19 protein-coding genes and 1 riboswitch are annotated in these 22,148 nt (G+C 59.9%); of the genes, 6 read left to right on the top strand and 13 right to left on the bottom strand.

Annotation, left to right across the window (positions count from 1 at the left end; genetic code table 11):
* Nucleotides 1-89 precede the first annotated feature (89 nt).
* A complete protein-coding gene (gene mrdA, locus ACOI7D_RS11260; RefSeq protein WP_032452966.1) occupies nucleotides 90-2,000 on the bottom strand; it encodes a penicillin-binding protein 2 in 1,911 nt (636 codons plus the stop codon).
* Nucleotides 2,001-2,221: 221 nt separating this feature from the next.
* Nucleotides 2,222-2,854 carry a LysE family translocator gene (locus ACOI7D_RS11255; protein WP_109547296.1) on the bottom strand — a complete coding sequence of 211 codons (633 nt, stop codon included), beginning with the start codon at nucleotides 2,852-2,854 and terminating at the stop codon, nucleotides 2,222-2,224.
* 17 nt (nucleotides 2,855-2,871) lie between these two features.
* Nucleotides 2,872-2,951: riboswitch (ZMP/ZTP riboswitch) on the bottom strand.
* Nucleotides 2,952-3,295: 344 nt separating this feature from the next.
* Here ACOI7D_RS11255 and katG point away from each other — a divergent pair.
* The gene (gene katG, locus ACOI7D_RS11250; RefSeq protein WP_044523422.1) at nucleotides 3,296-5,473 is read left to right on the top strand and encodes a catalase/peroxidase HPI; all 2,178 of its coding nucleotides are present in this window, start codon (nucleotides 3,296-3,298) and stop codon (nucleotides 5,471-5,473) included.
* Between the two features lie 33 nt (nucleotides 5,474-5,506).
* Here the strand turns inward: katG and zapE are convergent, their stop codons facing one another.
* Nucleotides 5,507-6,553: a cell division protein ZapE gene (zapE, locus tag ACOI7D_RS11245; RefSeq protein ID WP_109547295.1), complete on the bottom strand. Its 1,047-nt coding sequence runs from the start codon at nucleotides 6,551-6,553 to the stop codon at nucleotides 5,507-5,509.
* 96 nt (nucleotides 6,554-6,649) lie between these two features.
* Nucleotides 6,650-7,330, bottom strand: coding sequence for an MgtC family protein (locus ACOI7D_RS11240; RefSeq protein ID WP_109547294.1), 681 nt, complete (start codon nucleotides 7,328-7,330; stop codon nucleotides 6,650-6,652).
* Nucleotides 7,331-7,920: 590 nt separating this feature from the next.
* Between ACOI7D_RS11240 and ACOI7D_RS11235 the strand changes: the two genes are divergently transcribed.
* Nucleotides 7,921-9,327 carry an MFS transporter gene (locus tag ACOI7D_RS11235; RefSeq protein WP_023289806.1) on the top strand — a complete coding sequence of 469 codons (1,407 nt, stop codon included), beginning with the start codon at nucleotides 7,921-7,923 and terminating at the stop codon, nucleotides 9,325-9,327.
* 8 nt (nucleotides 9,328-9,335) lie between these two features.
* Here ACOI7D_RS11235 and ACOI7D_RS11230 read toward each other — a convergent pair whose 3' ends face one another.
* From ACOI7D_RS11230 to ACOI7D_RS11215, 4 genes are all read right to left on the bottom strand, one after another.
* On the bottom strand, nucleotides 9,336-10,217 hold the full coding sequence (locus tag ACOI7D_RS11230) for a LysR family transcriptional regulator (RefSeq protein ID WP_109547293.1): 882 nt from the start codon (nucleotides 10,215-10,217) through the stop codon (nucleotides 9,336-9,338).
* Nucleotides 10,218-10,363: 146 nt separating this feature from the next.
* Nucleotides 10,364-12,664: an FdhF/YdeP family oxidoreductase gene (locus ACOI7D_RS11225; RefSeq protein WP_109547292.1), complete on the bottom strand. Its 2,301-nt coding sequence runs from the start codon at nucleotides 12,662-12,664 to the stop codon at nucleotides 10,364-10,366.
* A gap of 319 nt (nucleotides 12,665-12,983) precedes the next feature.
* A complete protein-coding gene (locus ACOI7D_RS11220) occupies nucleotides 12,984-13,901 on the bottom strand; it encodes a bestrophin family protein (protein ID WP_060589518.1) in 918 nt (305 codons plus the stop codon).
* A 242-nt stretch (nucleotides 13,902-14,143) separates the two neighbouring features.
* On the bottom strand, nucleotides 14,144-15,085 hold the full coding sequence (locus ACOI7D_RS11215) for a cation diffusion facilitator family transporter (protein ID WP_109547291.1): 942 nt from the start codon (nucleotides 15,083-15,085) through the stop codon (nucleotides 14,144-14,146).
* Nucleotides 15,086-15,306: 221 nt separating this feature from the next.
* Between ACOI7D_RS11215 and ACOI7D_RS11210 the strand changes: the two genes are divergently transcribed.
* Nucleotides 15,307-15,993, top strand: a complete 687-nt coding sequence (locus tag ACOI7D_RS11210; RefSeq protein ID WP_109547290.1) for an ABC transporter substrate-binding protein — start codon at nucleotides 15,307-15,309, stop codon at nucleotides 15,991-15,993.
* Between the two features lies 1 nt (nucleotide 15,994).
* Here the strand turns inward: ACOI7D_RS11210 and ACOI7D_RS11205 are convergent, their stop codons facing one another.
* The 4 genes from ACOI7D_RS11205 to ACOI7D_RS11190 form a co-directional block, all read right to left on the bottom strand.
* The gene (locus ACOI7D_RS11205) at nucleotides 15,995-16,864 is read right to left on the bottom strand and encodes an oxygenase MpaB family protein (protein ID WP_023289819.1); all 870 of its coding nucleotides are present in this window, start codon (nucleotides 16,862-16,864) and stop codon (nucleotides 15,995-15,997) included.
* A gap of 113 nt (nucleotides 16,865-16,977) precedes the next feature.
* A complete protein-coding gene (locus ACOI7D_RS11200) occupies nucleotides 16,978-17,409 on the bottom strand; it encodes an OsmC family protein (RefSeq protein WP_004202630.1) in 432 nt (143 codons plus the stop codon).
* A gap of 114 nt (nucleotides 17,410-17,523) precedes the next feature.
* Nucleotides 17,524-17,670, bottom strand: coding sequence for a hypothetical protein (locus ACOI7D_RS11195; RefSeq protein ID WP_032452980.1), 147 nt, complete (start codon nucleotides 17,668-17,670; stop codon nucleotides 17,524-17,526).
* 15 nt (nucleotides 17,671-17,685) lie between these two features.
* A complete protein-coding gene (locus ACOI7D_RS11190) occupies nucleotides 17,686-18,090 on the bottom strand; it encodes a YdeI family stress tolerance OB fold protein (protein WP_032452981.1) in 405 nt (134 codons plus the stop codon).
* A 145-nt stretch (nucleotides 18,091-18,235) separates the two neighbouring features.
* On the opposite strand from ACOI7D_RS11190, the gene ACOI7D_RS11185 reads away from it, so the two are divergent.
* The 3 genes from ACOI7D_RS11185 to ACOI7D_RS11175 all read left to right on the top strand — a co-directional run bounded on the left by ACOI7D_RS11185 (nucleotide 18,236) and on the right by ACOI7D_RS11175 (nucleotide 20,510).
* Entirely contained in the window at nucleotides 18,236-18,739 is a 504-nt protein-coding gene (locus ACOI7D_RS11185) for a hypothetical protein (RefSeq protein WP_109547289.1), read from the top strand.
* Between the two features lie 8 nt (nucleotides 18,740-18,747).
* Complete coding sequence (locus ACOI7D_RS11180; protein ID WP_109547288.1) at nucleotides 18,748-19,194, top strand: DUF421 domain-containing protein; 447 nt, start codon at nucleotides 18,748-18,750, stop codon at nucleotides 19,192-19,194.
* Nucleotides 19,195-19,514: 320 nt separating this feature from the next.
* The gene (locus ACOI7D_RS11175) at nucleotides 19,515-20,510 is read left to right on the top strand and encodes an SDR family oxidoreductase (RefSeq protein WP_085551086.1); all 996 of its coding nucleotides are present in this window, start codon (nucleotides 19,515-19,517) and stop codon (nucleotides 20,508-20,510) included.
* On the opposite strand, the gene ACOI7D_RS11170 is transcribed toward ACOI7D_RS11175, so the two are convergent.
* Nucleotides 20,507-22,132 (bottom strand): alpha-amylase family protein, encoded by a 1,626-nt coding sequence (locus tag ACOI7D_RS11170; protein ID WP_109547287.1) that lies wholly within the window; start codon nucleotides 22,130-22,132, stop codon nucleotides 20,507-20,509. The genes ACOI7D_RS11175 and ACOI7D_RS11170 overlap by 4 nt on opposite strands.
* Nucleotides 22,133-22,148: the final 16 nt, after the last annotated feature.

Genomic DNA, 22,148 nt, shown 5'->3' with positions numbered 1-22,148 from the left:
GTTCCTTAAAAATACTATGCCGCCGGGAAGTTAAGGGGACAAATAACCAATTTCTATGAACGATGCGCCTGCGGAATAAGTCCTGCCGCTTACTGGGCGTCCGCGCTCTCCCGCTGCGGCACGTCGGCGGCCGCCGCCGGCGCCTGCTGCGGGACAAAAATATGGTCCAGGATGGCGCGCGCCGTCGGTCCGGCCACCACCCCGTCCCCGCCGCCGTTCTCCAGGATCAGCGCCATCGCCACCTTCGGATGCTGATAAGGGGCAAAGAGGGTATAGAAAATGTGGTCGCGCAGACGCACCGGGATCATTTTGGCGTTATAGGTCTGGTTTTGCTTCAGACTGAACACCTGCGAGGTCCCGGACTTTGCCGCAATCTGATACGGCGCGGTATGGAACAGTTTATAGCCGGTGCCGTTGGGCAGATTCGCCATCCCATACATGCCGTTGCGCACAATGCCCCAGTACGGGGATTTCGGATCGCCGACCTGCGGCAGGTTCGCCGGCTGCTGATAACGTTCCACATGATTACCCTGCTTCATCGAATAGAGCAGATGCGGATCCTGCACCTTGCCGTTGTTCAGCAGCGTGGTGAGCGCTTTCACCATCTGGATGGGGGTGGCGATCCAGTATCCCTGGCCGATGCCGACGGAGATGGTATCCCCCTGATACCAGGGCTTTTTATGCACCCGCTGCTTCCACGCCCGACTCGGCAGTACCCCGGCATACTCCTCATTGAGATCGATGCCGGTAGACTGGCCGTAGCCGAACTTGCTCAGCCACTCATGGATCCGGTCGATACCCATCTCGAAGGCCACCTGGTAGAAAAAGGTGTCTGCGGACTCTTCAATGGCTTTGGTGACGTTGAGCATGCCGTGGCCGGTTTTCAGCCAGTCGCGATAGCGGCGTTGCGTGCCCGGCAGCGTCCACGTCGGCGCCCCGAAGAAGGTGGTATTCGGCGTGATCACGCCCGCGGAGAGCGCCGAGAGCGCCATATAGGGCTTCACCGTCGAGGCCGGGGGATACAGCCCCTGGGTGACACGGTTGATTAACGGTCGGTCGGGGTTATCCAGCAGCGATTTATAGGCCTGATAGCCGATGCCTTTGACGAACGGGTTAGGATCGTAGCTGGGGCTGGAGACCATCGCCAGTACCCCGCCATCACGAGGATCGACCACCACCACCGCCGCGCGCTGCCCCTTCAGCACCGACTCAATATACTGCTGCAGGTGCAGGTCAAGGGTCAGGTAGAGGTTTTTCCCGGCCACCGGCGGTACCTCTTTCAGCAGACGTACCACCCGACCGTGGTTATCCACCTCCACCTCCTGGTAGCCGGTGGTGCCGTGGAGCGCTTTTTCGTAATAGCCTTCGATCCCCTGCTTGCCGATATTGTGGTCGGCAGCATAGTTCTCCTCTTCGCCGTCTTTCGCCAGCCGCTGCAGGTCGCTGTCGTTGATTTTCGACACATAGCCCACCACGTGCGCCAGCTCTGCGCCGTAGGGGTATTCACGCTGCTGGTAGCTCTCCACCGTCACCCCGGGGAAACGGAATTCGTTGACCGCGAAGCGGGCCACCTCCACGTCGCTGAGGTCGGACTTGAGGGTAACCGCTTTATAGCGGCTGCTGTGGTGCATATCGTCGCGGAAACTGGCGATGTCGTCCGGCGTCAGGTCGACAATCGGCGTCAGGCTTTGCAGCAGCGCGGCCATATCGGGAATTTTGCTCGGGATCACCTGCAGGCGATACAGGGTAATATTCTGTACCAGCGGAATGCCGTTGCGATCGAATATCAGCCCGCGGCTGGGGGCGATGGGCAGCATTTTGATATCGTTTTGGTTGGAGCGGGTCTGGTAGAAATCGTGCTGCTCCACCTGCAGATGGTAGAGGTTGAAAATCAGCACGCCAAAGCAGACCACCACCAGCAGAAAGGCGATTGCGGCCCGGCGGATAAACAGCATCTCTTCCGCGGAGTGGTCGCGAATTTCATCTCTCAAAAGGGGCATTAGCGGTACATCACCTGGATCACGGGAAAAACCAACGGCGTAACGGCCGGGAAGCATAGCCTTATCGCGGCGTTAGCCCTACTGAAAGGTTGCTAATGATCTGGCAGAAATGTTTCAGCATGTTAGAGCGTGGAGAGCCTTTCCCTGTGGGAGAAAGGCATCAGGGCGCGAGGTTGGCCAGCGACAGGTCTCGCTGGCTCCCCTTTCCCCGGTAAACCCGGTTATTTTCTGGCCTCAAAAGCGATCTTAACCGCCATCCCGGCCAGTACCGTCGCCATCAGCCAGCGTTGAAATTGTTGCCAGCCCGGTCGCCGACCAAGAAAAAGCGCCACCTGCCCGGCCAGCAAGATAATCAGGCCGTTCACCGCCACGCTGATTAATACCTGGGTACAGCCTAATATTAACGACTGGCTGAGCACGCTGCCGAGTCCGGGGGTGATAAATTGCGGCAGCAGGGACAAATACAGGATGGCAACTTTGGGGTTCGCCAGGCTGGTGATAAATCCCATCAGAAACAGCTTACGCCCACTGTCCGCGGGTAAGTCGCGCACCGCGAATATCGGCCGCCCTCCCGGTTTAATCGCCTGCCACGCCAGATAGAGCAAATAAGCGACCCCGCACAAACGCAATGCATTGTAGGCATAAGGGACCGCGAAAACCAACGCGGTAATGCCGAAAGCGGCACACAACATATAGAAGAAAAAACCCACGGCCACCCCGGCAAGGGAGATAAAGCCAGCGCGTTTTCCCTGGCAAATCGAACGCGAAGTGAGATACATCATATTGGGGCCAGGGGTTAACACTAACCCCAGCGCCACCGCGGCAAAGGCCATTAAAGAAGCTAATTCAGGCATAACTTATCTCCAGATAGCGGTAATGCCCAGGCGCGCGGCGACGTTGACCATGCTCCCTAACAGTATTCTGTCTTTAGCGCCAGTCACATGGTGTCTAAGTATTAGCTTATTCTGTGTCTGCCAACAACCCCTGCGTCGGGCATTCGTTACGCTCGCGCAGCGGAAAACCCTCATCCTTTTCTCATAGTAAAATTGTCATATCTCAAACAATTAGCATTCCTTCTGCCCGTTTGACACAGATCGTTTCCTTTGCCGTCTCGTTACGACTATGGTTAATGATGAGGTTTATTTTTTTACCCCTGGATCCGCCAGGGCATATAAGAGGGTGTTTCGCCCTTCGTTGAACGGAATTAGCTATTAAATCCGTAGACTCATTCAAATATCGCTTATTGGTAGCAGTGTATATCGTAACGGCATTCACAAAAGCAAACGGAGCCTGATATGAGCACGTCTAACGACCCATCCAACAACGCATCCGCCGGAAAGTGCCCTTTCCACGCCGAGACGCCCAAGCAGAGCGCCGGCAGCGGCACCGGCAACCGCGACTGGTGGCCTAACCAGCTGCGTGTCGATCTGTTGAACCAGCACTCCAGTCGTTCCAACCCGTTGGGTGAGGATTTTAACTACAGGGAAGAGTTTAAAAAGCTCGATTACTCCGCGCTGAAGGCTGACCTCAGAGCGCTGCTGACCGATTCGCAAGAGTGGTGGCCGGCAGACTGGGGCAGCTATATCGGTCTGTTTATTCGTATGGCCTGGCACGGCGCTGGCACCTACCGCACCGTTGACGGTCGCGGCGGCGCGGGTCGTGGGCAGCAGCGCTTTGCGCCGCTGAACTCCTGGCCTGATAACGTCAGCCTCGATAAGGCCCGCCGTCTGCTGTGGCCGGTGAAACAGAAATATGGCCAGAAAATCTCCTGGGCCGACCTTTACATGCTGGCGGGTAACGTGGCGCTGGAAAACGCCGGCTTCCGCACCTTTGGCTTCGGCGCCGGCCGTGAAGATGTCTGGGAACCAGATCTGGACGTCGACTGGGGCGATGAGAAAGAGTGGCTGGCCCACCGTCACCCGGAAAGCCTGGCGAAACAGGCCATCGGCGCCACTGAAATGGGGCTGATCTACGTTAACCCGGAAGGCCCTAACGCCAGCGGCGAGCCGCTGTCCGCCGCGGCGGCCATTCGCGCCACCTTCGGCAATATGGCGATGGACGATGAAGAGATTGTCGCGCTGATCGCCGGCGGCCACACCCTGGGTAAAACCCACGGCGCAGCCGAGACCAGCCACGTCGGCGCCGAGCCGGAAGCCGCCCCGCTGGAAGCTCAGGGTCTGGGCTGGCACTCCAGCTACGGCAGCGGCGCAGGCGCGGATGCCATCACCTCCGGTCTGGAAGTGGTCTGGACGCAGACGCCCACCCAGTGGAGCAACTACTTTTTCGAGAACCTGTTTAAATACGAATGGGTGCAGACCCGCAGCCCGGCGGGCGCTATCCAGTTCGAAGCCAAAGACGCGCCGGAAATTATCCCGGATCCGTTTAACCCGGGTAAAAAGCGCAAACCGACCATGCTGGTCACCGACCTGACCCTGCGCTTCGACCCGGAGTTTGAGAAGATCTCCCGTCGCTTCCTCAACGATCCGCAGGCCTTTAACGAGGCGTTCGCCCGGGCGTGGTTCAAGCTGACCCACCGCGATATGGGGCCGAAATCCCGTTACCTCGGGCCGGAAGTGCCGAAAGAAGATCTCATTTGGCAGGATCCGCTGCCGGCGGCGACCCATCAGCCGAGCGCGGACGACATCGCCAGCCTGAAAACCGCCATCGCCGGCGCCGGCCTGTCGGTGAGTGAGCTGGTGTCGGTCGCCTGGGCCTCCGCCTCCACCTTCCGCGGCGGTGATAAGCGCGGCGGCGCCAACGGCGCGCGTCTGGCGCTGGCCCCGCAGAAAGACTGGCCGGTCAATGCTATCGCCAGTCGGGTGCTGCCGACCCTGCAGGCGATCCAGCGCGCTTCCGGCAAAGCGTCGCTGGCCGATATCATCGTGCTGGCTGGCGTGGTCGGCGTGGAGCAGGCTGCGGCGGCGGCCGGCGTCAGCGTCAACGTGCCGTTTACTCCAGGCCGCGTCGACGCCCTGCCTGAGCAGACCGACGTCGAGTCGTTTGACCTGCTGCAGCCGCTGGCGGATGGCTTCCGCAACTACCGTCGCATTGAGGGCGGTGTGTCGACGGAAACGCTGCTGATCGATAAAGCGCAGCAGCTGACCTTAACCGCTCCGGAGATGACGGTTCTGGTGGGTGGACTGCGCGTGCTGGGCGCCAACTACGACGGCAGCAAACACGGGGTGTTTACCGACCGCGTCGGCGTACTCAGCAATGACTTCTTCGTCAACCTGCTGGATATGGCCACCGTCTGGAAAGCGGCCGATGATCGGGCGGAGCTGTTTACCGGCAGCGACCGTAAAACCGGCGAAGCGAAGTATAGCGCCACCCGCGTGGATCTGGTGTTTGGCTCCAACTCGGTCCTGCGCGCGCTGGCGGAAGTCTACGCCTGCGCCGACGGGCAGCAGAAGCTGGTGCATGACTTTGTCGCCGCCTGGACCAAGGTCATGAACCTCGACCGTTTCGACCTGTGATCCCCTCGCCCCGGCACCCGCCGGGGCGTTTTTTTATACCGCCCGCGGCAGCTGTTGCAGGCGGCTCCGCGTTCGCTGAATATCCTCCAGTTCCACCCCGGCCACCAGCGTCTCCAGGTCGCAGCGGGTCACCAGCAGCAGGCGGATCTGCTTTTCATACAGCACATCAATCACGTTGATAAAGCGCTGCTGGGCCGCCGGCCCTACCGTGGCCAGCGGCGGCACCTCGTCCAGCAACCAGACGGCATAACGTTCGCTGAGCGACAGATAGTCCATCACCGCCGTGGCGGCCTGGCAGAGCTGGGCAAAAGAGAAATGGAGCAAGTCGGGTGACGCCGCGGCCGCCTGCAGCGTGCGATAGCCTACCGCCAGCGGAACCGGTTCGGCAGGCAGCGAGGGCAGATCGTACAGCTGACGCTGTTGTTCGCTCGGGTTAACCCATAAGGCGTTATCCTGGCTCAGGTGCCGTTCGCGATAATCCTCCTCGCCGTTAAGCGCGACGACCGCCAGATGGGCGCGGATCAGCGCGATCGACGGTAAAAAGCGATCGTGATACAGCGGATTAGGCAGCAGCATCTCCGGCGGGTAGTTAGAGGTTGCCAGCAGCACGATGCCCCGTTGAAAAAGGTGTTCCAGCAGCGCCTTTATCAGCATGGCGTCGCCGGGGTCGTGAAGATGAAATTCGTCAAAGGACAGCAGGCGGCAGCCGGAGGTCATCTGCATCATCACCGCCTGCAGGCCGGGCGCGCCGGGGGCATTCAGCCGCTGATGCAGTTCGCGGAAGAAGTGATGAAAATGGACCCGACGCCTGGCGGCGAGCGGCAGGCTGGCAAAAAAGTGGTCGAGAATAAAGCTTTTCCCTCGCCCGGTGCGTCCCCAAACGTACAGTCCCTGCGGCGTGCCGGGCGCGGACAACAGCTGCTGGCCCAGGGCGTCGAGGCGGGCGATGAGCGACAGCTGATCGTCGTCCAGCGTCAGACGGGCACGCGCCGCCTGCTCGGCCATCACGCGGGTAAAGCGAAAATCAGCCGTCGTCATAGTCTGGCCAGATTCCGACGACACACATCCATTATTTAACATTCTTATAACCTCCGGCAGGAGGCCATTCTAGCCGCTTTCCCGCGGGTTGGCGAATCGCGCGGCGAGCGGCCATGTCTGCTGCCCCGCCGCCTGTCTCTACGCTTCTCCGACGCGCCAGTGTACCGAGGTGACGTTCTGCTGGCCGGCCACCTGCGCCATAATCTGCGCCAGCGTTTTGTGATGCTGCTTATGGCTAATCAGCTCCGCGCAAATCTCCAGCTGATCCGCCGTATCTGCCGCCGCCGACTGCAGCCCCTGCAGGGTGAACCTCTGCTGCTGAGCAATATTCAGCAGCAGCTGACGCACGGCTTTTTCATGCTCGCGTAAACAGGTGACGCGCAAGATATAGCGTTTCTCTTCGTCTCCGGCGCCGGGCAAGGCATGAATGCGCTGCGCCGCTTCGCGGAGCAGGATATTAGCGCACAGAATAATCAGCGTCGCCGCCGTCGCGTTCCAGAACTGTCCCAGGCCGCAGAGGACACCGATACCGGCCGAGCACCACAGGGTGGCGGCGGTATTGAGGCCGCGAACGTTCATGCCATCGCGCATGATCACTCCCGCCCCAAGGAAGCCGATACCGGAGACGATCTGCGCCGCAATGCGCCCGGGGCTGTCCGGCGACGCCGACATCGCGCTAAGAATAAACACCGCCGCGCCGGTGGCCACCAGCGCATTGGTCCGCAAGCCGGCCATACGTTGCCGCCACTGTCTTTCCGCGCCGATCAGCGCTCCCAGCAGCATCGCCGCGAGTAAATGTGTCATATAGGGAAATATCATCGCGCCTTCCTCCAGATAACAGAAAGCCAAAAATTATTGATGTCGCGCTCAGCCGCGCCGGGCAATTAGCGGGCGGGTGATGGTGGAGGAAATAAGCTGGTGGGAAACAGAAACATAACGGTGCCTCTCGCGTACGGTCGCGAATCACTACATTAAGGGAGGCAATCCGATAATCAAAGATTGCTGCCCGCCGGTTCGGCAAGCAGCGAAAACAGTCGCGTTAGCTTGCCGGAGAAAAACAATAAGGATGACTGTCCAACGCATGACTCCTGTATGAAAGTGGGCACATTATAGCCTGGCGTAATAGCGGGTAAAGCGGGAAAACGCCGCCGGTGAGGATTCGTTTACTCTGTCTGGCCCGGACCCTGGGCAGCGCGATAACGCCAGGCGGGGAACATTGCCGCCCACGGTGATTTACTTCAATTCTTCCCCTGGCGTGCGGCGAAAAGCAGCATGAATCTCAACTTTCCTCCTGTACGGCGCGATCTTGCGCTAAAGATTGCCGTTAACGCTGAAGATTAAAAATTTAAAACTATTAACAATCACTTAACATTAGCAGGCAAACCATTCTTCCTGAGGAACACAACACCATGTCTACCACCCAGGTTCTCGGCGAAACGCCCTATGCTTCGCCAGGACAACCGCACGCCAGCTTAACCGGACGCATTGACGCGCTGCCCGCCTCCTTCGGGTTATGGTCGTTTATCACCCTGCTCTCTCTCGGCGGCTTCTTCGAGCTCTATGACTTGTTCCAGACCGGGTACATTAGCGCGGGCCTGCTGGCGGAGGGTATTTTCCACACCGGCGCGGCGGGGATCTTTGGCATCGCCGATCAGGCGGCCTTTGCCTCCGCCACCTTTATGGGGCTGTTTATCGGCGCGAGCCTGCTGGCGCCGCTGGCGGACAAGCTGGGACGCCGCCTGACCTTTATGGTGGCGCTCGCCTGGTACGGCTTTTTCTCGCTGCTGATGGCGACCCAGAGCAGCGCGGAAGGGGTGATCTTCTTCCGCTTTATGGTGGGAATCGGCCTCGGCATTGAGCTGGTGACCATTGATACTTACCTCAGCGAATGGGTCCCTACCCACCTGCGCAATAAAGCCTTCGCCTTTGCCTTCTTTATCCAGTTTCTGTCGGTTCCGGCGGTGGCGCTGATGTCCTGGATATTGGTGCCAACCACCCTCTTCGGCCTCAGCGGCTGGCGCTGGGTGATCATCTTCGGCGCGCTGTTCTCGCTGGCGATCTGGTTTATCCGCAAAAAACTGCCGGAGTCAGCCCGCTGGCTGGAAACCAAAGGGCGGCATGATGAGGCGCATGCGGTGATGTGCGCGATGGAAGCCCGCTGCGGCCTGACGCCGTCGCCGAAGCATGCGCAGGCGGCGGAGAGCGTCGTCAAACGCGGCACCTTCCGCGAAATCTGGGCGCCGCAGTATCGGCAGCGCACCCTGATGCTGATGGTGATGAATTTCTTCCAGGCGATCGGTTTCTTCGGCTTTGGCAACTGGCTGCCGGCATTGCTCTCCGGTCAGGGCGCCAGCATTACCCACAGTCTGCTGTACGCCTTCTTTATCACCCTCGCCTATCCGCTGGGCTGCCTGTTCTGCACCCGCTTCGTGCATCGCTTTGAGAACAAGTGGCAGATCGTCCTCTCCGCGCTGATGACCGTCATCTTCGGCACCCTGTTTGCCCTGCAGAACAGTCCGGTTCTGCTGGTGATCTGCGGGTTTATGATCACCTGGTCCAACGCCTGGCTGACCATCAGCTACCACGCCTACCAGGCCGAGGTCTTCCCGACCCATATTCGCGCCCGCGCCGTCGGCTTCTGCTACTCGTTCAGCCGGCTCTCGACCGCGGTGACCAGCATCCTGATCGGCATTATTCTGCAATATGCCGGCACTCCGGGGGTGATTAGCTTTATCGTCGTCAGTATGCTGATGGTGATGCTGTCGGTGGGGATCTTCGGCCCGAGAACCCGGGGCATTCGACTGGAGAATATCTGAGGCTGGCCTTAGCCAAAAATCCCCTGCGCCTCGGCGAAGCATTTATCCGCCAGCGTCGAGACCGGCTCCTGCTGGCGCATAATCAGCGCCAGCTGCGAATCGACCTGGCTTTCGGCGATGGGCAGGATGTCAAGATTGTCGCTGAGGGCTTCCAGGCCGTTGTTGAGCGGCATGATGGCGCAGCAGATCCCCGCCTGCACCGCCTGGATTATCTGAAACGTCGAATCGCTTTCAAAGACAGACTTCGGCGTTAGCCCTTTGGCCTTAAAGCTGATTTCAATGGATTCCCGGTAGTACATTCCCTTGGTCAGAAAGCCAAGGGGCAGCGTCGCCAGCCTATCCCACCCCGGCGTCCCGTCGCTGAAGTCGAAATGGCGTTTATCGTGCAACAGTCCCATCCGGGTTTGCGGCAGCCGGGCGATCTTAAACAGACGTTCATCCAGATGCTGCAGGTAACAGATCCCCAGGTCCAGCTGGTTGCGGCTGACGCCATCGATAATCTGCTCCGAGGTCATTGACAGCAGGCTGAACTGCAGCGCCGGGTATTTCTCCGCGAGAGGTTTAATCAGCTGCATCGGATTGAGGCTCGCCAGCGGCACCATGCCAACCCGCAGCTGACCGACCATCTGTCCGCGACAAATGGCCGCCTCCGCCGCCAGACCGTCATGGGCGGCCAGCACCGCCCGCGCCCAGGCCAGGATCCGCTCCCCCTCCGGGGTAAAACCCTCGAAGCGCTGGCCGCGCTGGATAAGGGTCAGGTTCAGCTCCTCTTCCAGATTACGAATGCGCATGGAGAGGGTCGGCTGGGTAATATGGCAGGCTGCCGCCGCCTGGCCAAAATGGCGCGTCTGATCGAGCGCGATCAAATACTTGAGTTGCTTAATATCCATTCTCTTTCCCGTTTGAACCCCGCCGTTCACCCCCGGGGCCGCGCACAGGTTACCAGAATGTTAGTTTCATCACCGATAAATTCAAGCGAGGACAGGAGGGGCGACGGGGCGCAGGACGACGCAACGCCGCCCAACGCCCTCCTTCTTTAGCGCACGCCGGACAGCGGGCGGATCTCTTTCGAGCGCAGCGTCAGGCGGACGGGGACCGACTTATAGGAGGGCGTCCCGCTCTCTTCATCCAGATAGTTCAGCGGCACCAGCACGTTGGCTTCCGGATAATAGGCGCCGACGGTGCCGGGCGCGATGCCGTAGGCCACCACCGTGATATCTCTGAGCGTCAGCGAGCTGCCCGGCAGCGCAGTGTGGATATCGACCCGATCGCCATGCTCCAGACCCTGGGCGGCCATATCCTGCTCGTTCATAAACAGCACGTCGCGACGGCCGAAGACGCCGCGGTAGCGGTCATCCATGGCGTAGATGGTGGTGTTGTACTGGTCGTGGCTGCGCAGGGTCACTAAGCGCATCACCTCCTCGCCCTCCACCACCACGTTCTCATGCACGCCTTTGAAAACCGAGAACATGGCTTTGCCGGTGGCGGTAGGCCAGATGCGCTCGGTCGGCGGCAGCGGCATGCGAAAGCCCCCGGGGTGGCGAATGCGCTGGTTATAATTTTCGAACCCCGGAATGGTCTGTTCGATCAGCTCCCGAATACGGTCGTAATCTTCCACCAGATACAGCCAGTCCACTTTGCTGGCCGGCAGAGTGGCCTTCGCCAGACCGGCGACAATCGCCGGCTCCGAGCGCAGCGTCGGCGAGGCGGGCTTTAGCTTGCCTGACGAGGCATGCACCATCGACATCGAATCCTCGACGGTGATCGACTGTCGGCCGCTGGCCTGCAGGTCAAGCTCGGTGCGGCCAAGGCACGGCAGAATAAAGGTCTCTTTCGCCGTCAGCAGGTGCGAGCGGTTGAGCTTGGTGCCGACGTGCACGCTGAGCTCAAGGCCGCGCATCGCCGGGAAGGCGCTTTCGTGATCCGGCATCGCCACGGCGAAGTTGCCCCCGAGGCAGATCAGGGCTTTGGCGTCGCCGGCGATCATGGCCTCCAGCGCCTTCACCGCATCGTGACCATGATGCCGCGGCGGCGTGATCCCCATCACCCGCTGCAGGCTGTCGAGGAAGGCCGCGGAGGGTTTTTCGCTGATCCCAACGGTGCGGTTTCCCTGCACGTTAGAGTGGCCGCGCAGCGGACAGATGCCGGCCCCCGGCTTGCCGATATTGCCGCGCATCAGCAGCAGGTCGGCAATCAGCCGGACGTTGGAAGTGCCTTTATTATGCTGAGTGATCCCCATGCCGTAGGTGACGATGGTGGCCCTGGATTTGGCGTAGGCCACGGCGACCTGGGTCAGCGACTCGCGCGTCAGGCCGGACTCCTGCTCAATGTCCTGCCAGCGGGTGGCGTGCAGATCCTCGGCGAAGGCGGCGAACCCCTGGGTATGTTGCGCAATAAACGCGTGGTCGAGCACCTGGCCCTGCTCCTCCTCCAGCTGCAGCAGCGCTTTGGCGATCCCTTTCAGCGCCGCCGCGTCGCCGCCGGCCCGCACCTGGTAGTAGGTCGAGGCGATCGGTGTCGAGCGATATGTCGCCATCTCCATCACGTTCTGCGGGTCGGCAAAACGCTCCAGCGCCCGCTCACGCAGCGGATTAAAAACGATAATCGGCACGCCGCGGCGGGAAAGCTCATGCAGGGTGCCCATCATCCGCGGGTGGTTGGTGCCCGGATTATGGCCGATAGAGATCACCAGCTCGGTCTGGTCAAAGTCGTCGAGGGAAACGGTGCCTTTGCCAATGCCGATCGACTGCGGCAGGCCCACGCTGGTGGATTCATGGCACATGTTAGAGCAGTCGGGAAAGTTATTGGTGCCATACTCGCGGGCAAACAGCTGAAACAGCCACGCCGCTTCATTGGAGGCCCGTCCGGAGGTGTAGAATTCAACCTCATCCGGCTGCAGGCCGCGAAGGATCGCGCCGATACGGGCGAAAGCCTCTTCCCACGCCACCGGGCGCAGCGTGTCGCTGGCGCGGTCGTAAACCAAAGGATGGGTTAAGCGGCCATAGCCCTCCAGTTCAAAATCGCTTTTCGCCAGCAGGGAGGTCACGGTGTTAGCCGCGAGGAACGCTGGCGTCACCCGTTTGGTGGTTGCCTCCCAGGTCACCGCTTTGGCGCCGTTTTCGCAAAACTGAAAAGTGGATTTATGCTCTTTATCCGGCCAGGCGCAGCCCGGGCAATCGAAGCCGTCAGGCTGGTTGGTTCGCAGCAGCGTGGCGGGCGCTTCAAAGGCATCCATCTGGGTACGCACGGCGATGGCCGTCGCCTTCAACGCGCCCCACCCGCCTGCCGGACCGTCATAAGGGTGAACACCGGGAACCGCGCGTCTTTTATTGGTCATCTTTTTACTCCTGCTGCTCTGTTCTGGCCGCCGCCGGCGGAAAAAAGCGTGCGACGACCCCGGCGACGAGGCGTGGTGTGCGCGGCGTCACCTGATAAGAATGCTGTTTCTCAAGGATAGTACGATGGGAAAGCGTAGGTACTGCGTTTGTTAACCGAATAATAACATACACCACAAATCTGTATAATTGATGTTATCTATCGGGTGTTAAATTTAACTTATTTGCAAATTTTGCTTTTATCGCCCCCTCCGCGCGGCGGGTCGCATGGGCGCGGGAAAGTGATGACCGGGCAGCGGAAACTGCCCGGTGCGCAGGGGCTCAGGTCAGGTTGAAGTACCGGTCCGGACGCAGCGTCTCCGGCAGCGGATGTTGACCGGTCATGTCGAGCAGATTGCGCTCAATGGTATTGCACATCGCGTTCAGCGGCAGGTCGTTGGCGGCGGTGCCGAAGGGATCTTCCAGCTCTTCCGCCAGTGAATCCCACGACAAAAAGGTGTAGGAGATAAAGACCGAGACAAACGGCGTCATGTAGTGCAGATCCCCGACCAGGGCGAACGGCAGCAGCGTGCAGAACAGATACACGGTGCGCTGGAGGATCAGGGTATAGGCGAACGGCACCGGGGTGGTGGCCAGCCTTTCGCAGCCGCCCAGCACGTGCGCCAGCTCATCGAGTTTGTTGTCCATCAGCCCATAGGTGATGTCGCTAAGCTTGCCCGCCTCGCGCAGCTGGCCGATTTCGTTGCCGACCAGCAGCAGGATCCGGTTGGTGGGCATTGAGCTGGCGAGGATCTCCGCCACCTGGTCCGCCGGCAGCAACCGCCGCAGGTCAGCCGTCGGATCGGTTTTGCGCAGCTGGTGCTTCAGGCTCCAGCTAAAAGCCACCAGGTAGCTGACAATGCGGCGATGGGCATCGTGTTCGGCCGGCAGGATATTGCGCAACTGGCGCACCAGCGTACGTTCGGCGATAAGCACCGTCCCCCACAGATTGCGCGCCTCGACGAAGCGGCTGTAGCTGGCGCTGTTGCGAAAGCCGAGGAAAATCGCTATCGCGATCCCCAGCAGGCTGAACGGCGCCACCGTTAAGTGGATCCCCAGCTGCGCGTACCATTGATAGCTGATAATGGCGATGATGGACATCAGCACATTAAGCAGCAGACGAAAGATGATTTTCGACAGCACGGAGCCGTGCCAGTCAAATAGGCGAAGAAACCAGTGTTGTTCTGGCCGAATGATCATTGTCTGACTTCCTGAATTACCGCTCTGGTTATTATCTCTAAATAAAAAATAGAGAGTATCGATGAACCGATTGGTTTATTTTATCGTTAACTGCAACGGGCAGATCTGCGCCATTATTTAGCGATGGTCATGGCCGGCTCAGTATGAGCCTTATTTATCGTTCAGGCAATCAAAGTGCGAGCGGGTGGCCGAGGAATAATGGCTCAGGGATAAAATAGCCGCTGAGCCAGTCTGTTTTCCGCTTATGACGTCAGGCAGTTTGCCTCCTCCGGCGAACCGGCAACCGCCGCGCTGGGATCGAGATGCACCATCACATTGAGCACCGGATGGTGCGCTATGACCCGCGCCCGCGCCTGCCGGGCAATCTGATGCCCTTCGGCTACCGACAGCTCTCCGGCCACCTCGAGATGGACATCCACCAGCACCAGATCCCCCGCCTTACGGGTTTTCAAATCGTGCAGACCCGCTACGCCCGGCGTGGCCCGCAGCGTGCCGGCGATCGCCCGCTGCGTCTCTTCATCGACGGCGCGGTCCATTAAATCGTGCAGCGCGGTGGCGGCGAAACGATAGCCCATCCGCGTAATCACCAGCCCCACCGCCAGCGCGGCGAGCGGATCGAACCAGGCAAACCCGGCCAGATTACCGATGATCCCCAGCGCCACCACCAGGGATGACGCGGCGTCCGAGCGGGCATGCCAGGCGTTGGCGATGAGCAGCGAGGAGTTCAGCCGCCTGGCGGCCGCCAGCATATAGCGAAACAGTCCCTCTTTGACCACCAGCGCCGTCAGCGCCATCCACAGCGCCACGCTGTGCACCGGCGCAATCGTCTGCGGTTGCGCGAGATGACCCGCTGCAGACCACAGCATACCGACTCCGACCAGCGCCAGGATCGCGCCGAGGACCAGAGAGGCGCCGTTCTCATAGCGCCAGTGGCCATAATGGTGATCGTGGTCAGAGGGCCGGCGACTCTTTTTATTCGCCACCAGCACAACGCCATCGGCGAGCAGATCGGAAAAAGAGTGCATTCCATCGGCAATTAACCCCTGGGAACCCGAGAATATTCCCACCGCAATCTGCAACGTGGAGAGAAAAATATTGACCACCACGCTAACCAGGGTACTCTTTCGCGCCTGCTCCGAACGCTGATGATATTTATTATCATTGTCAAAATTATGTTGTGTCATTATTTCTCTCCCTCAGTGAGCGGGAAGAATAAACTGACAAGCTGAGTTTATGCTTAACAATATAAAAGCCATTGCCTTGCGGTTTAACGAATTCGCTGCGGTCGTTAATGAATAGATTCTGAAAGTGTGGCCGGAGAGGTACAACCGCGCGCGGATGGACTATCTTATCACTGGCGCCGACAGGTCGGGCCGCCTTCTCTTAGCCACCACAGGAGTCAGCGATGTCAGATATCACACCCTCCCGGCTGCGTTTTGCCATTAATCTGGGCAATGCGGTACTGGCCCATCCTGGCGAAAGGGGCGTGCCGACAGGCATTACCCCCGAGCTCAGCCATCGACTGGCGAAGCGCTGGGGCGTCGCCGCCGAGTTCGTCACCTATCCTGCCGCCGGTAAAGTGGTGGCCGACGCCGGCGGCGAACGCTGGGATATTGCCTTTCTGGCCATCGATCCGGCACGGGAGGCGACCCTGCGCTTTACCTCTCCCTATATCACCATCCAGGGAACCGCGCTGGTGAGAGCCGGTTCGCCCTGCCAGAGCGTGGCCGATATGGATCGCCCGGCAACCACGATTAACGTCGGGCAAAACGCCGCCTACGACCTGTGGCTAACCCGCCATCTGCATCACGCCAGCCTGAATCGTCTCCCCTCCTCTCAGGAGGCCATCGACGCCTTCCTCGCCGGTGAAGGGGATATGGTCGCCGGCATCCGTCAGCCGCTGGAGGCGACAGCGCGCCGCCATCCGGAGGTGCGGGTCCTGGCGGATAATTTTACCGAGATCCACCAGGCCATCTGCGTCGCCCGGGAAGACGTGGTCCGCTTTAGCGCGGTGAACGACGCGTTGAACGAATGGCGAGCGGACGGTAGCCTGGAGGCGCTGATTGCCCGGCACCTGGGCGAGGCGGGCTGAATCACGCCTCCGCCATCCGGCGCATGGCGCAATGCCAGGCGCCGTTGCGTACCGAGGCGCGCAGCACGCGGGCGATAGCCTGCACCATCAGACGCGTCGTGCGCCGCTGCAGCGGCGTCAGCGACAGTCCCAGCATCTCCTGCGCCCATGGCGGCAGAAGATCGATCCCGGCCCGCATCATCACCTGGCCAACCGGCTGACTCAGGCGACCCGGCAGACGGGTGGTGAGCAGCACCTCGGCCACCTCCCGGGTACGTTCGTCACAGCGCAGCTGCGGGCGCATCGCCTCAAGATAGTCCGCGACCTCATTCGGCGTCCGGGGAATATCCTCGGCCCCCAGCCGGCGAGCGATCTCCGCCGACTCGCGAAAATAGTCCTCCTGGCGCTGGACGCTAACCACCGTGCGCTTATAGCGCAGGTGGGAGGCCATAAAGCGGCTGCACTCGGCGACATGCACCCAGGTCAACAGCGCCGGGTCGCTTGCCTGATACGGCGTGCCGTCCTTATCCACCCCGGCGATCCGCTGATGGATCCCCTGCACTTTGGCGATCAGCCGCTCCGCGTCAGGGGTGGCGGCAAAGGTGGTGGCGGAGATAAACTGACTGGTGCGGCGCAGGCGGCCAAAGATATCCTCGCGAAAACGGGAGTGGTCCCAGACGCCGGCCAGCGCCAGGGGATGCAGCATCTGCAGCAGCAGCGCGCTAATGCCGCCGCACAACATAGAGGTAAAATCGCCATGCACCTGCCAGATAGCTGATTGCGGACCAAACAGCCCCGGCTCCCCTTTGGGCTGTTCAAAATCAATCTCTTTTAGCGCCATGCCGGTCAGGCCGAGCACCTGCGCCTCGATCATCCCGCGAATGCCGATCATGATGGAGTCCTTTACGTTTGCGAAAGGACCCAAGATACCACTATTGCGCAGCGGAGGCAGTGGCGGGGAGAGAGATCGCGGGAACGGTGCCCGCAGAGTGCGGGCACGACAGCTCACGGATTCAGCTGGTAGTCGAGGGTGATATTGGCTTTCAGCACCTGCGATACCGGGCAGCCGGCCTTCGCTTTCTGGATAATCTCATCGAACGCCGCCGGCGCGACGCCCGGCAGGACAATCTGGCTTTGCAGCGCGATGTCGGTTATCGCAAACCCGCCGTCGGTTTTATTGAGGGTGACCACCGCGGTGGTGTCGATGGACGTCGCGGTATAGCCCTCTTCGCTGAGCATCAGCGACAGGGCCATCGAGAAGCAGGCGGCATGCGCGGCGCCGATCAGCTCCTCGGGGTTGGTGCCTTTCACCCCTTCAAAACGGGTGTTAAAGCCGTAGGGCTGCTGGCTCAGCGCCCCGCTCTCCGTCGACACGGTGCCTTTGCCATGCTTGAGATCGCCTTCCCAGTGCGCCAGCCCTTTCTTATGAATCGCCATATGACTCCTCCTGTGATGATGTCGAACAAAAAGTATAGTGCCTGATGCCGAACCTGCGTCTATTCTGCGGCCCGCCACCCCGGCGTTCCCGAAAAGTACCCGTTGCGGGTGACGCTAACGGCCATCGTGAGGATGATAAGGATCGGTTTTGTCATCCTCGCTGTCGTCCCGTTTACGCGGCACTTCGCCCTGTTCGCCCGGCGCCTCGCGCGCAGGGTGCTTCCCGCGCTCCTCGCCGTGCGGGTGAGATGTTGTGCTCATACCGGCAAGCTCCCCTTATTTAGGCGACTGTTTGAGCAGGCGATCGATACGCACTACCGGCGGCGTCATTTTGCGATCAAGGCTACCGTTAATACTGACCAGATCGTCAGGCTCTACATGCTGTTCATTAAACGCGGCAACCGGAATAATGGCGGTGATGGTGCCGCTTTTATCGCGAAACTGATAACGGTCATCTCCCTGCCGGGTCAGCAGATTGCCGCGCAGCGAAATCGTGGCGCCGTCGTGCATGGTTTTCGCCTGCTCAACGGTCATGATCCGCCCCTCCTCGACGCCGCGATAGCCGTCATCCAGTTTGTGCGGCGGCGGCGGCGCGGCATCCTGGCTAAAACCGCCCTTATCGTCCGCTTGCGCGACAGCGGCGGCAAACAAACAGGCCATGGCCAAGGCTAATTTTTTCATCATGCCTCCTTGTTTTTGCTGATGAACAGAATAAAGCCTGGCTGAGGCTGGCCATTTTTACAAAGTCAATTGTTCTGATATCGTCTAATATAAGAATGTCCTTATCGTTGCGCTGATGCCGAAACGAAACGCGGGGAAAATAATAATGATTGAGAATCAACAGCCTTGTCCCATCGTCGACGAAAATGAACGAGCCCTCCGCTTTGAATATCGCTTCAGGCGCTATGGGATAATTGCACTCAGCCTCATTATCCTTACCGCGTTAAGCGGCCTGTGGTCCTCTGGTTATTTCAGTGAGGCGCACCGGGAAAGCGCCGGAGGTGAATTAATTGTCGATTACCAGCGTTATGCCAGACTGATGAGTGAAACCGAACTGAATATTCAGATCAAACCCACCCGGGAAAATGACACCACGATCAGCTTCGCCGCCACGTTATTAACTCGCTACCAGCTTGGCGATATCCGCCCGCAGCCGGATAAAATGTACAGTGCCGACGGGAAATTATATCTGGTGTATCAGCGGACGACCAGCCGCTCGCCGCTCTCGGTGTGGTTAGCGATTACCCCCAAAACCATAGGCACGCTCTCCCTGCAGGCGGCCGTCAACGATCGCCCTGCCGTCAGCTGGCAGCAGTTTGTCTATCCGTAGGAGTCGCGATGGAAATGGTCCTTAGAGCCGCAGCAATCTATCTGATATTGCTGATTATTTTCAAGATTGCCGGCAGACGAACCCTGATGCAGTTAACGAATTTTGACCTGATATTGCTGCTGATTATCAGCGAAGCCACCCAGCAGGCGATGCTCAGCACAGACTATTCCGTCACCGGTTCGATGCTGACTATCGTCACCCTGGTCAGTATTGATATTTTATTTGGTTATATTAAGAAAAAATTTGCCCAGGCGGAAAATTTCCTTGATGGCGCGCCGGTTATCGTGGTGGAAAATGGTGCTGTCATCGATGAGAAAATCAAGCTCGTCAATATTTCTGTCGATGATACCCTGCTGGCGGCCAGGCAGCACCATGGGATTTATGAACTGAAAGCGATCAAATTCGCTATTCTCGAACGTAACGGCCAGATATCCATTATTCCGCAACAGGAATAACAGCGGAATAGCTATTTATCGCGCTCCGGTTGTTTATCCCCCGATTCCGGGGCGCGGGTGGCGTCATCCTCTTCTTTTTCAACGCTACGCGTGTTTAATGTCAACATTTTTCCTCCTCGCGGGTTGTCAGGGACCTTACAGATTATAGAACCTCAACGCCTGCTTATGCAGAAACAGGCCAGAGTCATCAGGATATGTCGCCTGATTCACACTGCGCTTATTCCAGGATATTTCCCACCTCACCGTTGTTATTTGTGCTTAATAATTATTCGATCCGTGCAGCTTAAATTTACGATAGCGAAAAAATGAATGAGGTCACTATGTCCGTGATGGTTATTACCGGCGGAACCGCCGGGGCAGGAAAAGCCACCGCGCTGCGTTTCGCCCGCGCAGGGTATCACGTGGCGCTGATCGCCCGCGATGAAACGGGTCTGCAGGAGACGCAGCAGGCCTGCGAACGGTTTGGCGTCAAAACGCTGGCGATTAGCGCCGATGTTGCCGATGCCGGGGCTGTGCAGCGCGCCGCCGCCGAGGTGGAAGCCACCCTCGGTGCCATAGACGTCTGGATCAACAACGCCATGACCACCGTGCTGGCGCCCTTTCGTCAGATGAGCGACGACGAATTTCGCCGGGTAACGGAGGTGACCTATCTCGGCTATGTCAACGGCACCCGCGCGGCGCTGGAGGTGATGACGCCCCGGGATCGGGGGGTGATTATTCAGGCTGGATCGGCGCTGGCCTGGCGCTCGATCCCCCTGCAGTCGGCCTATTGCGGAGCCAAAGCGGCCATTCGCGGCTTCACCGATGCCGTGCGCACCGAGCTGATGCATGAGAAAAGCCACATCCAGTTGACCATGGTCCAGCTGCCGGGGATGAACACCGCTCAGTTTGGCTGGGCACGCAACAAAATGGATCAGGCCATGCAGCCGGTACCGCCGGTCTATCAGCCGGAGGTCGCCGCCGAGGCTATCTACAGCGTGATCCAGCGGCCGGTGAACGAGCTGTGGGTGGGGAAAAGCACCATCCAGTCGATCCTCGGCCAGGTCTTCTTCCCTCGTCTGCTCGATCGGCTGATGGTGAAGAAAGCGTGGGAGGGACAGTTTACCGGCCAGCCGAAGCCGGCAGAGCACCAGGACGACCTGTTCACGCCGGTGCGCGGCAATCATCCCGGACACGGCCCTTTTAACGAGGGCGCGCGGCGTAAAGCAGTGACCATCAGCGCCGATCTCCCGGGAAAAGTGGCTGCCGGCGTCGGCGTGGCGGTGGCGACGATGGCCCTGCGGGCGTTGTTCCGTCGACCGGGGAGACGGCGCTAAGGCAGGCTGCGGCTGAACCAGCGGTAGCCATACCCTGAGAGCGCCAGCCGCGCCTCTTCCCCGCCGCGCAGCCCGTCCTGGTAGAACTTATCTTCCAGAATCGGGCTCCAGTAGCCCTCGGCCAGCAGCGGGAGCTGGACCTCTACCGCCTGCTGGCCGCAGTTCGCCAGCATCAGCACCTCCCGCGATTCGCTGCGATAGCACAAGCCCAGCACCGCGGCAGGCTTCACCGTAAGGAGGGTAAAAGGGATGGATCCCGGTTCAGTATATTCCGTGCGCGCCAGCACCATATTGCGCACCCGATGCAGTAGCGAGCGGGGGTGGCGCAGCGCCGCTTCGACATTGATCCGCTGGTAGCGAAACCGTCCGCTGGCCACCGGTTTTACCGGCAAATCCTCACGCGCCGCCCGGGAGAAGCCGCCGTTGGGCGCCGCCGACCACTGCATCGGCGTTCGGACCGCGTAGCGCTCCGGTAAGCGCAGATCGTCGCCCATACCAATCTCGTCGCCATAGCGCATCACCGGCACGCCAGGCAGCGCCAGCAGGATAGCATGGGCCAGCGCGATGCGTCGGGTATCGCCACCCAGCATCGGCGCCAGCCGCCGGCGCACGCCGCGCTGGTAAACCGACATCGATTTATCCGGGGCAAAGGTACGGATAACCTGGCGCTTGTTGCGTTCGCCAATCCCCTCCAGGTCCAGTTCATCATGGTTACGCAGCCAGTTGACGAAGCAGCATCCGTCCGGCGGGGCCACCATCGCCTGCAGCGCCTTCACCACCGGGGCGGCGCGCTGCTGCGCCAGGCTGACATAGAGGTATTTATTAAGCCAGAAATTGAGCACCATCTGCAGCCGATCGCCGCGGCCGAAATAATGGCGATACGCTTCCACCTCCACGTCCACTTCACCCAGCAGTATCGCGTCGGGGTTGAGGCGCTGCACGACCTGGCGAAGATGCGTCAGCAGCGGGTAGCCCCGCGCCTCTTCACCCTTCCCGGCCTGCTTCACCAGATGTGACGCCGCATCGAGGCGAAATCCTGACACCCCGGCCTGCAGCCAGAAGGTGATGATGTTTTCTATTTCGGCGATCACCGGCGGATGAGCGAGATTCAGGTCGGGCTCATGCCGATAAAACATGTGACGATAGTATTGTCCGGCCTGGTCGTCCCAGCTCCAGACGCTCTCCTCGACGCCGGGAAACATGGGGGGATCGTCGTTCTCCGGCGGCCGATCGGCCCAAAGATAGTATGGCCGCCACGGCGAGCGGGGATCGCGTCGCGCCGCCTGAAACCACGGGTGCCGGGCGGAGGTGTGCTGGATAACCAGCTCAACGATCACCCGCAGTCCCAGCTCCCGGGCGCGGGCAATCAGCTCAATCACATCGGCGATGGTCCCGAAGCGGGGATCGGGCTGCAGATGGTCGCTGATATCATAGCCATCATCCTGCAGTGGGGTGAGATAGAAAGGGGTCAGCCAGAGCACCGTCGCCCCCAGACTACGAATGTAGTGCAGCTTTTGGCGGATACCGGCAAGATCGCCAAACCCATCGCCGTTGGCATCGTAAAACAGAGAACTGTCCACCTGATAGATGACCGCTCTGTGAAACCACTCTTCCTGTTGCATCACTATCACCTTGCGT

Source organism: Klebsiella sp. C360 (genome assembly GCF_048822415.1).
Classification (GTDB): Bacteria; Pseudomonadota; Gammaproteobacteria; order Enterobacterales; family Enterobacteriaceae; genus Klebsiella; species Klebsiella quasipneumoniae.
This window is presented reverse-complemented; position numbering and strand designations above follow the sequence as displayed.

Excerpts from the sequence above, each read along its gene's own strand:
- mrdA (WP_032452966.1), bottom strand. The coding sequence starts at position 2,000 with ATGCCCCTTTTGAGAGATGAAATTCGCGACCACTCCGCGGAAGAGATG.
- ACOI7D_RS11255 (WP_109547296.1), bottom strand. The coding sequence starts at position 2,854 with ATGCCTGAATTAGCTTCTTTAATGGCCTTTGCCGCGGTGGCGCTGGGG.
- katG (WP_044523422.1), top strand. The coding sequence starts at position 3,296 with ATGAGCACGTCTAACGACCCATCCAACAACGCATCCGCCGGAAAGTGC.
- zapE (WP_109547295.1), bottom strand. The coding sequence starts at position 6,553 with ATGTTAAATAATGGATGTGTGTCGTCGGAATCTGGCCAGACTATGACG.
- ACOI7D_RS11240 (WP_109547294.1), bottom strand. The coding sequence starts at position 7,330 with ATGATATTTCCCTATATGACACATTTACTCGCGGCGATGCTGCTGGGA.
- ACOI7D_RS11235 (WP_023289806.1), top strand. The coding sequence starts at position 7,921 with ATGTCTACCACCCAGGTTCTCGGCGAAACGCCCTATGCTTCGCCAGGA.
- ACOI7D_RS11230 (WP_109547293.1), bottom strand. The coding sequence starts at position 10,217 with ATGGATATTAAGCAACTCAAGTATTTGATCGCGCTCGATCAGACGCGC.
- ACOI7D_RS11225 (WP_109547292.1), bottom strand. The coding sequence starts at position 12,664 with ATGACCAATAAAAGACGCGCGGTTCCCGGTGTTCACCCTTATGACGGT.
- ACOI7D_RS11220 (WP_060589518.1), bottom strand. The coding sequence starts at position 13,901 with ATGATCATTCGGCCAGAACAACACTGGTTTCTTCGCCTATTTGACTGG.
- ACOI7D_RS11215 (WP_109547291.1), bottom strand. The coding sequence starts at position 15,085 with ATGACACAACATAATTTTGACAATGATAATAAATATCATCAGCGTTCG.
- ACOI7D_RS11210 (WP_109547290.1), top strand. The coding sequence starts at position 15,307 with ATGTCAGATATCACACCCTCCCGGCTGCGTTTTGCCATTAATCTGGGC.
- ACOI7D_RS11205 (WP_023289819.1), bottom strand. The coding sequence starts at position 16,864 with ATGATCGGCATTCGCGGGATGATCGAGGCGCAGGTGCTCGGCCTGACC.
- ACOI7D_RS11200 (WP_004202630.1), bottom strand. The coding sequence starts at position 17,409 with ATGGCGATTCATAAGAAAGGGCTGGCGCACTGGGAAGGCGATCTCAAG.
- ACOI7D_RS11195 (WP_032452980.1), bottom strand. The coding sequence starts at position 17,670 with ATGAGCACAACATCTCACCCGCACGGCGAGGAGCGCGGGAAGCACCCT.
- ACOI7D_RS11190 (WP_032452981.1), bottom strand. The coding sequence starts at position 18,090 with ATGAAAAAATTAGCCTTGGCCATGGCCTGTTTGTTTGCCGCCGCTGTC.
- ACOI7D_RS11185 (WP_109547289.1), top strand. The coding sequence starts at position 18,236 with ATGATTGAGAATCAACAGCCTTGTCCCATCGTCGACGAAAATGAACGA.
- ACOI7D_RS11180 (WP_109547288.1), top strand. The coding sequence starts at position 18,748 with ATGGAAATGGTCCTTAGAGCCGCAGCAATCTATCTGATATTGCTGATT.
- ACOI7D_RS11175 (WP_085551086.1), top strand. The coding sequence starts at position 19,515 with ATGTCCGTGATGGTTATTACCGGCGGAACCGCCGGGGCAGGAAAAGCC.
- ACOI7D_RS11170 (WP_109547287.1), bottom strand. The coding sequence starts at position 22,132 with ATGCAACAGGAAGAGTGGTTTCACAGAGCGGTCATCTATCAGGTGGAC.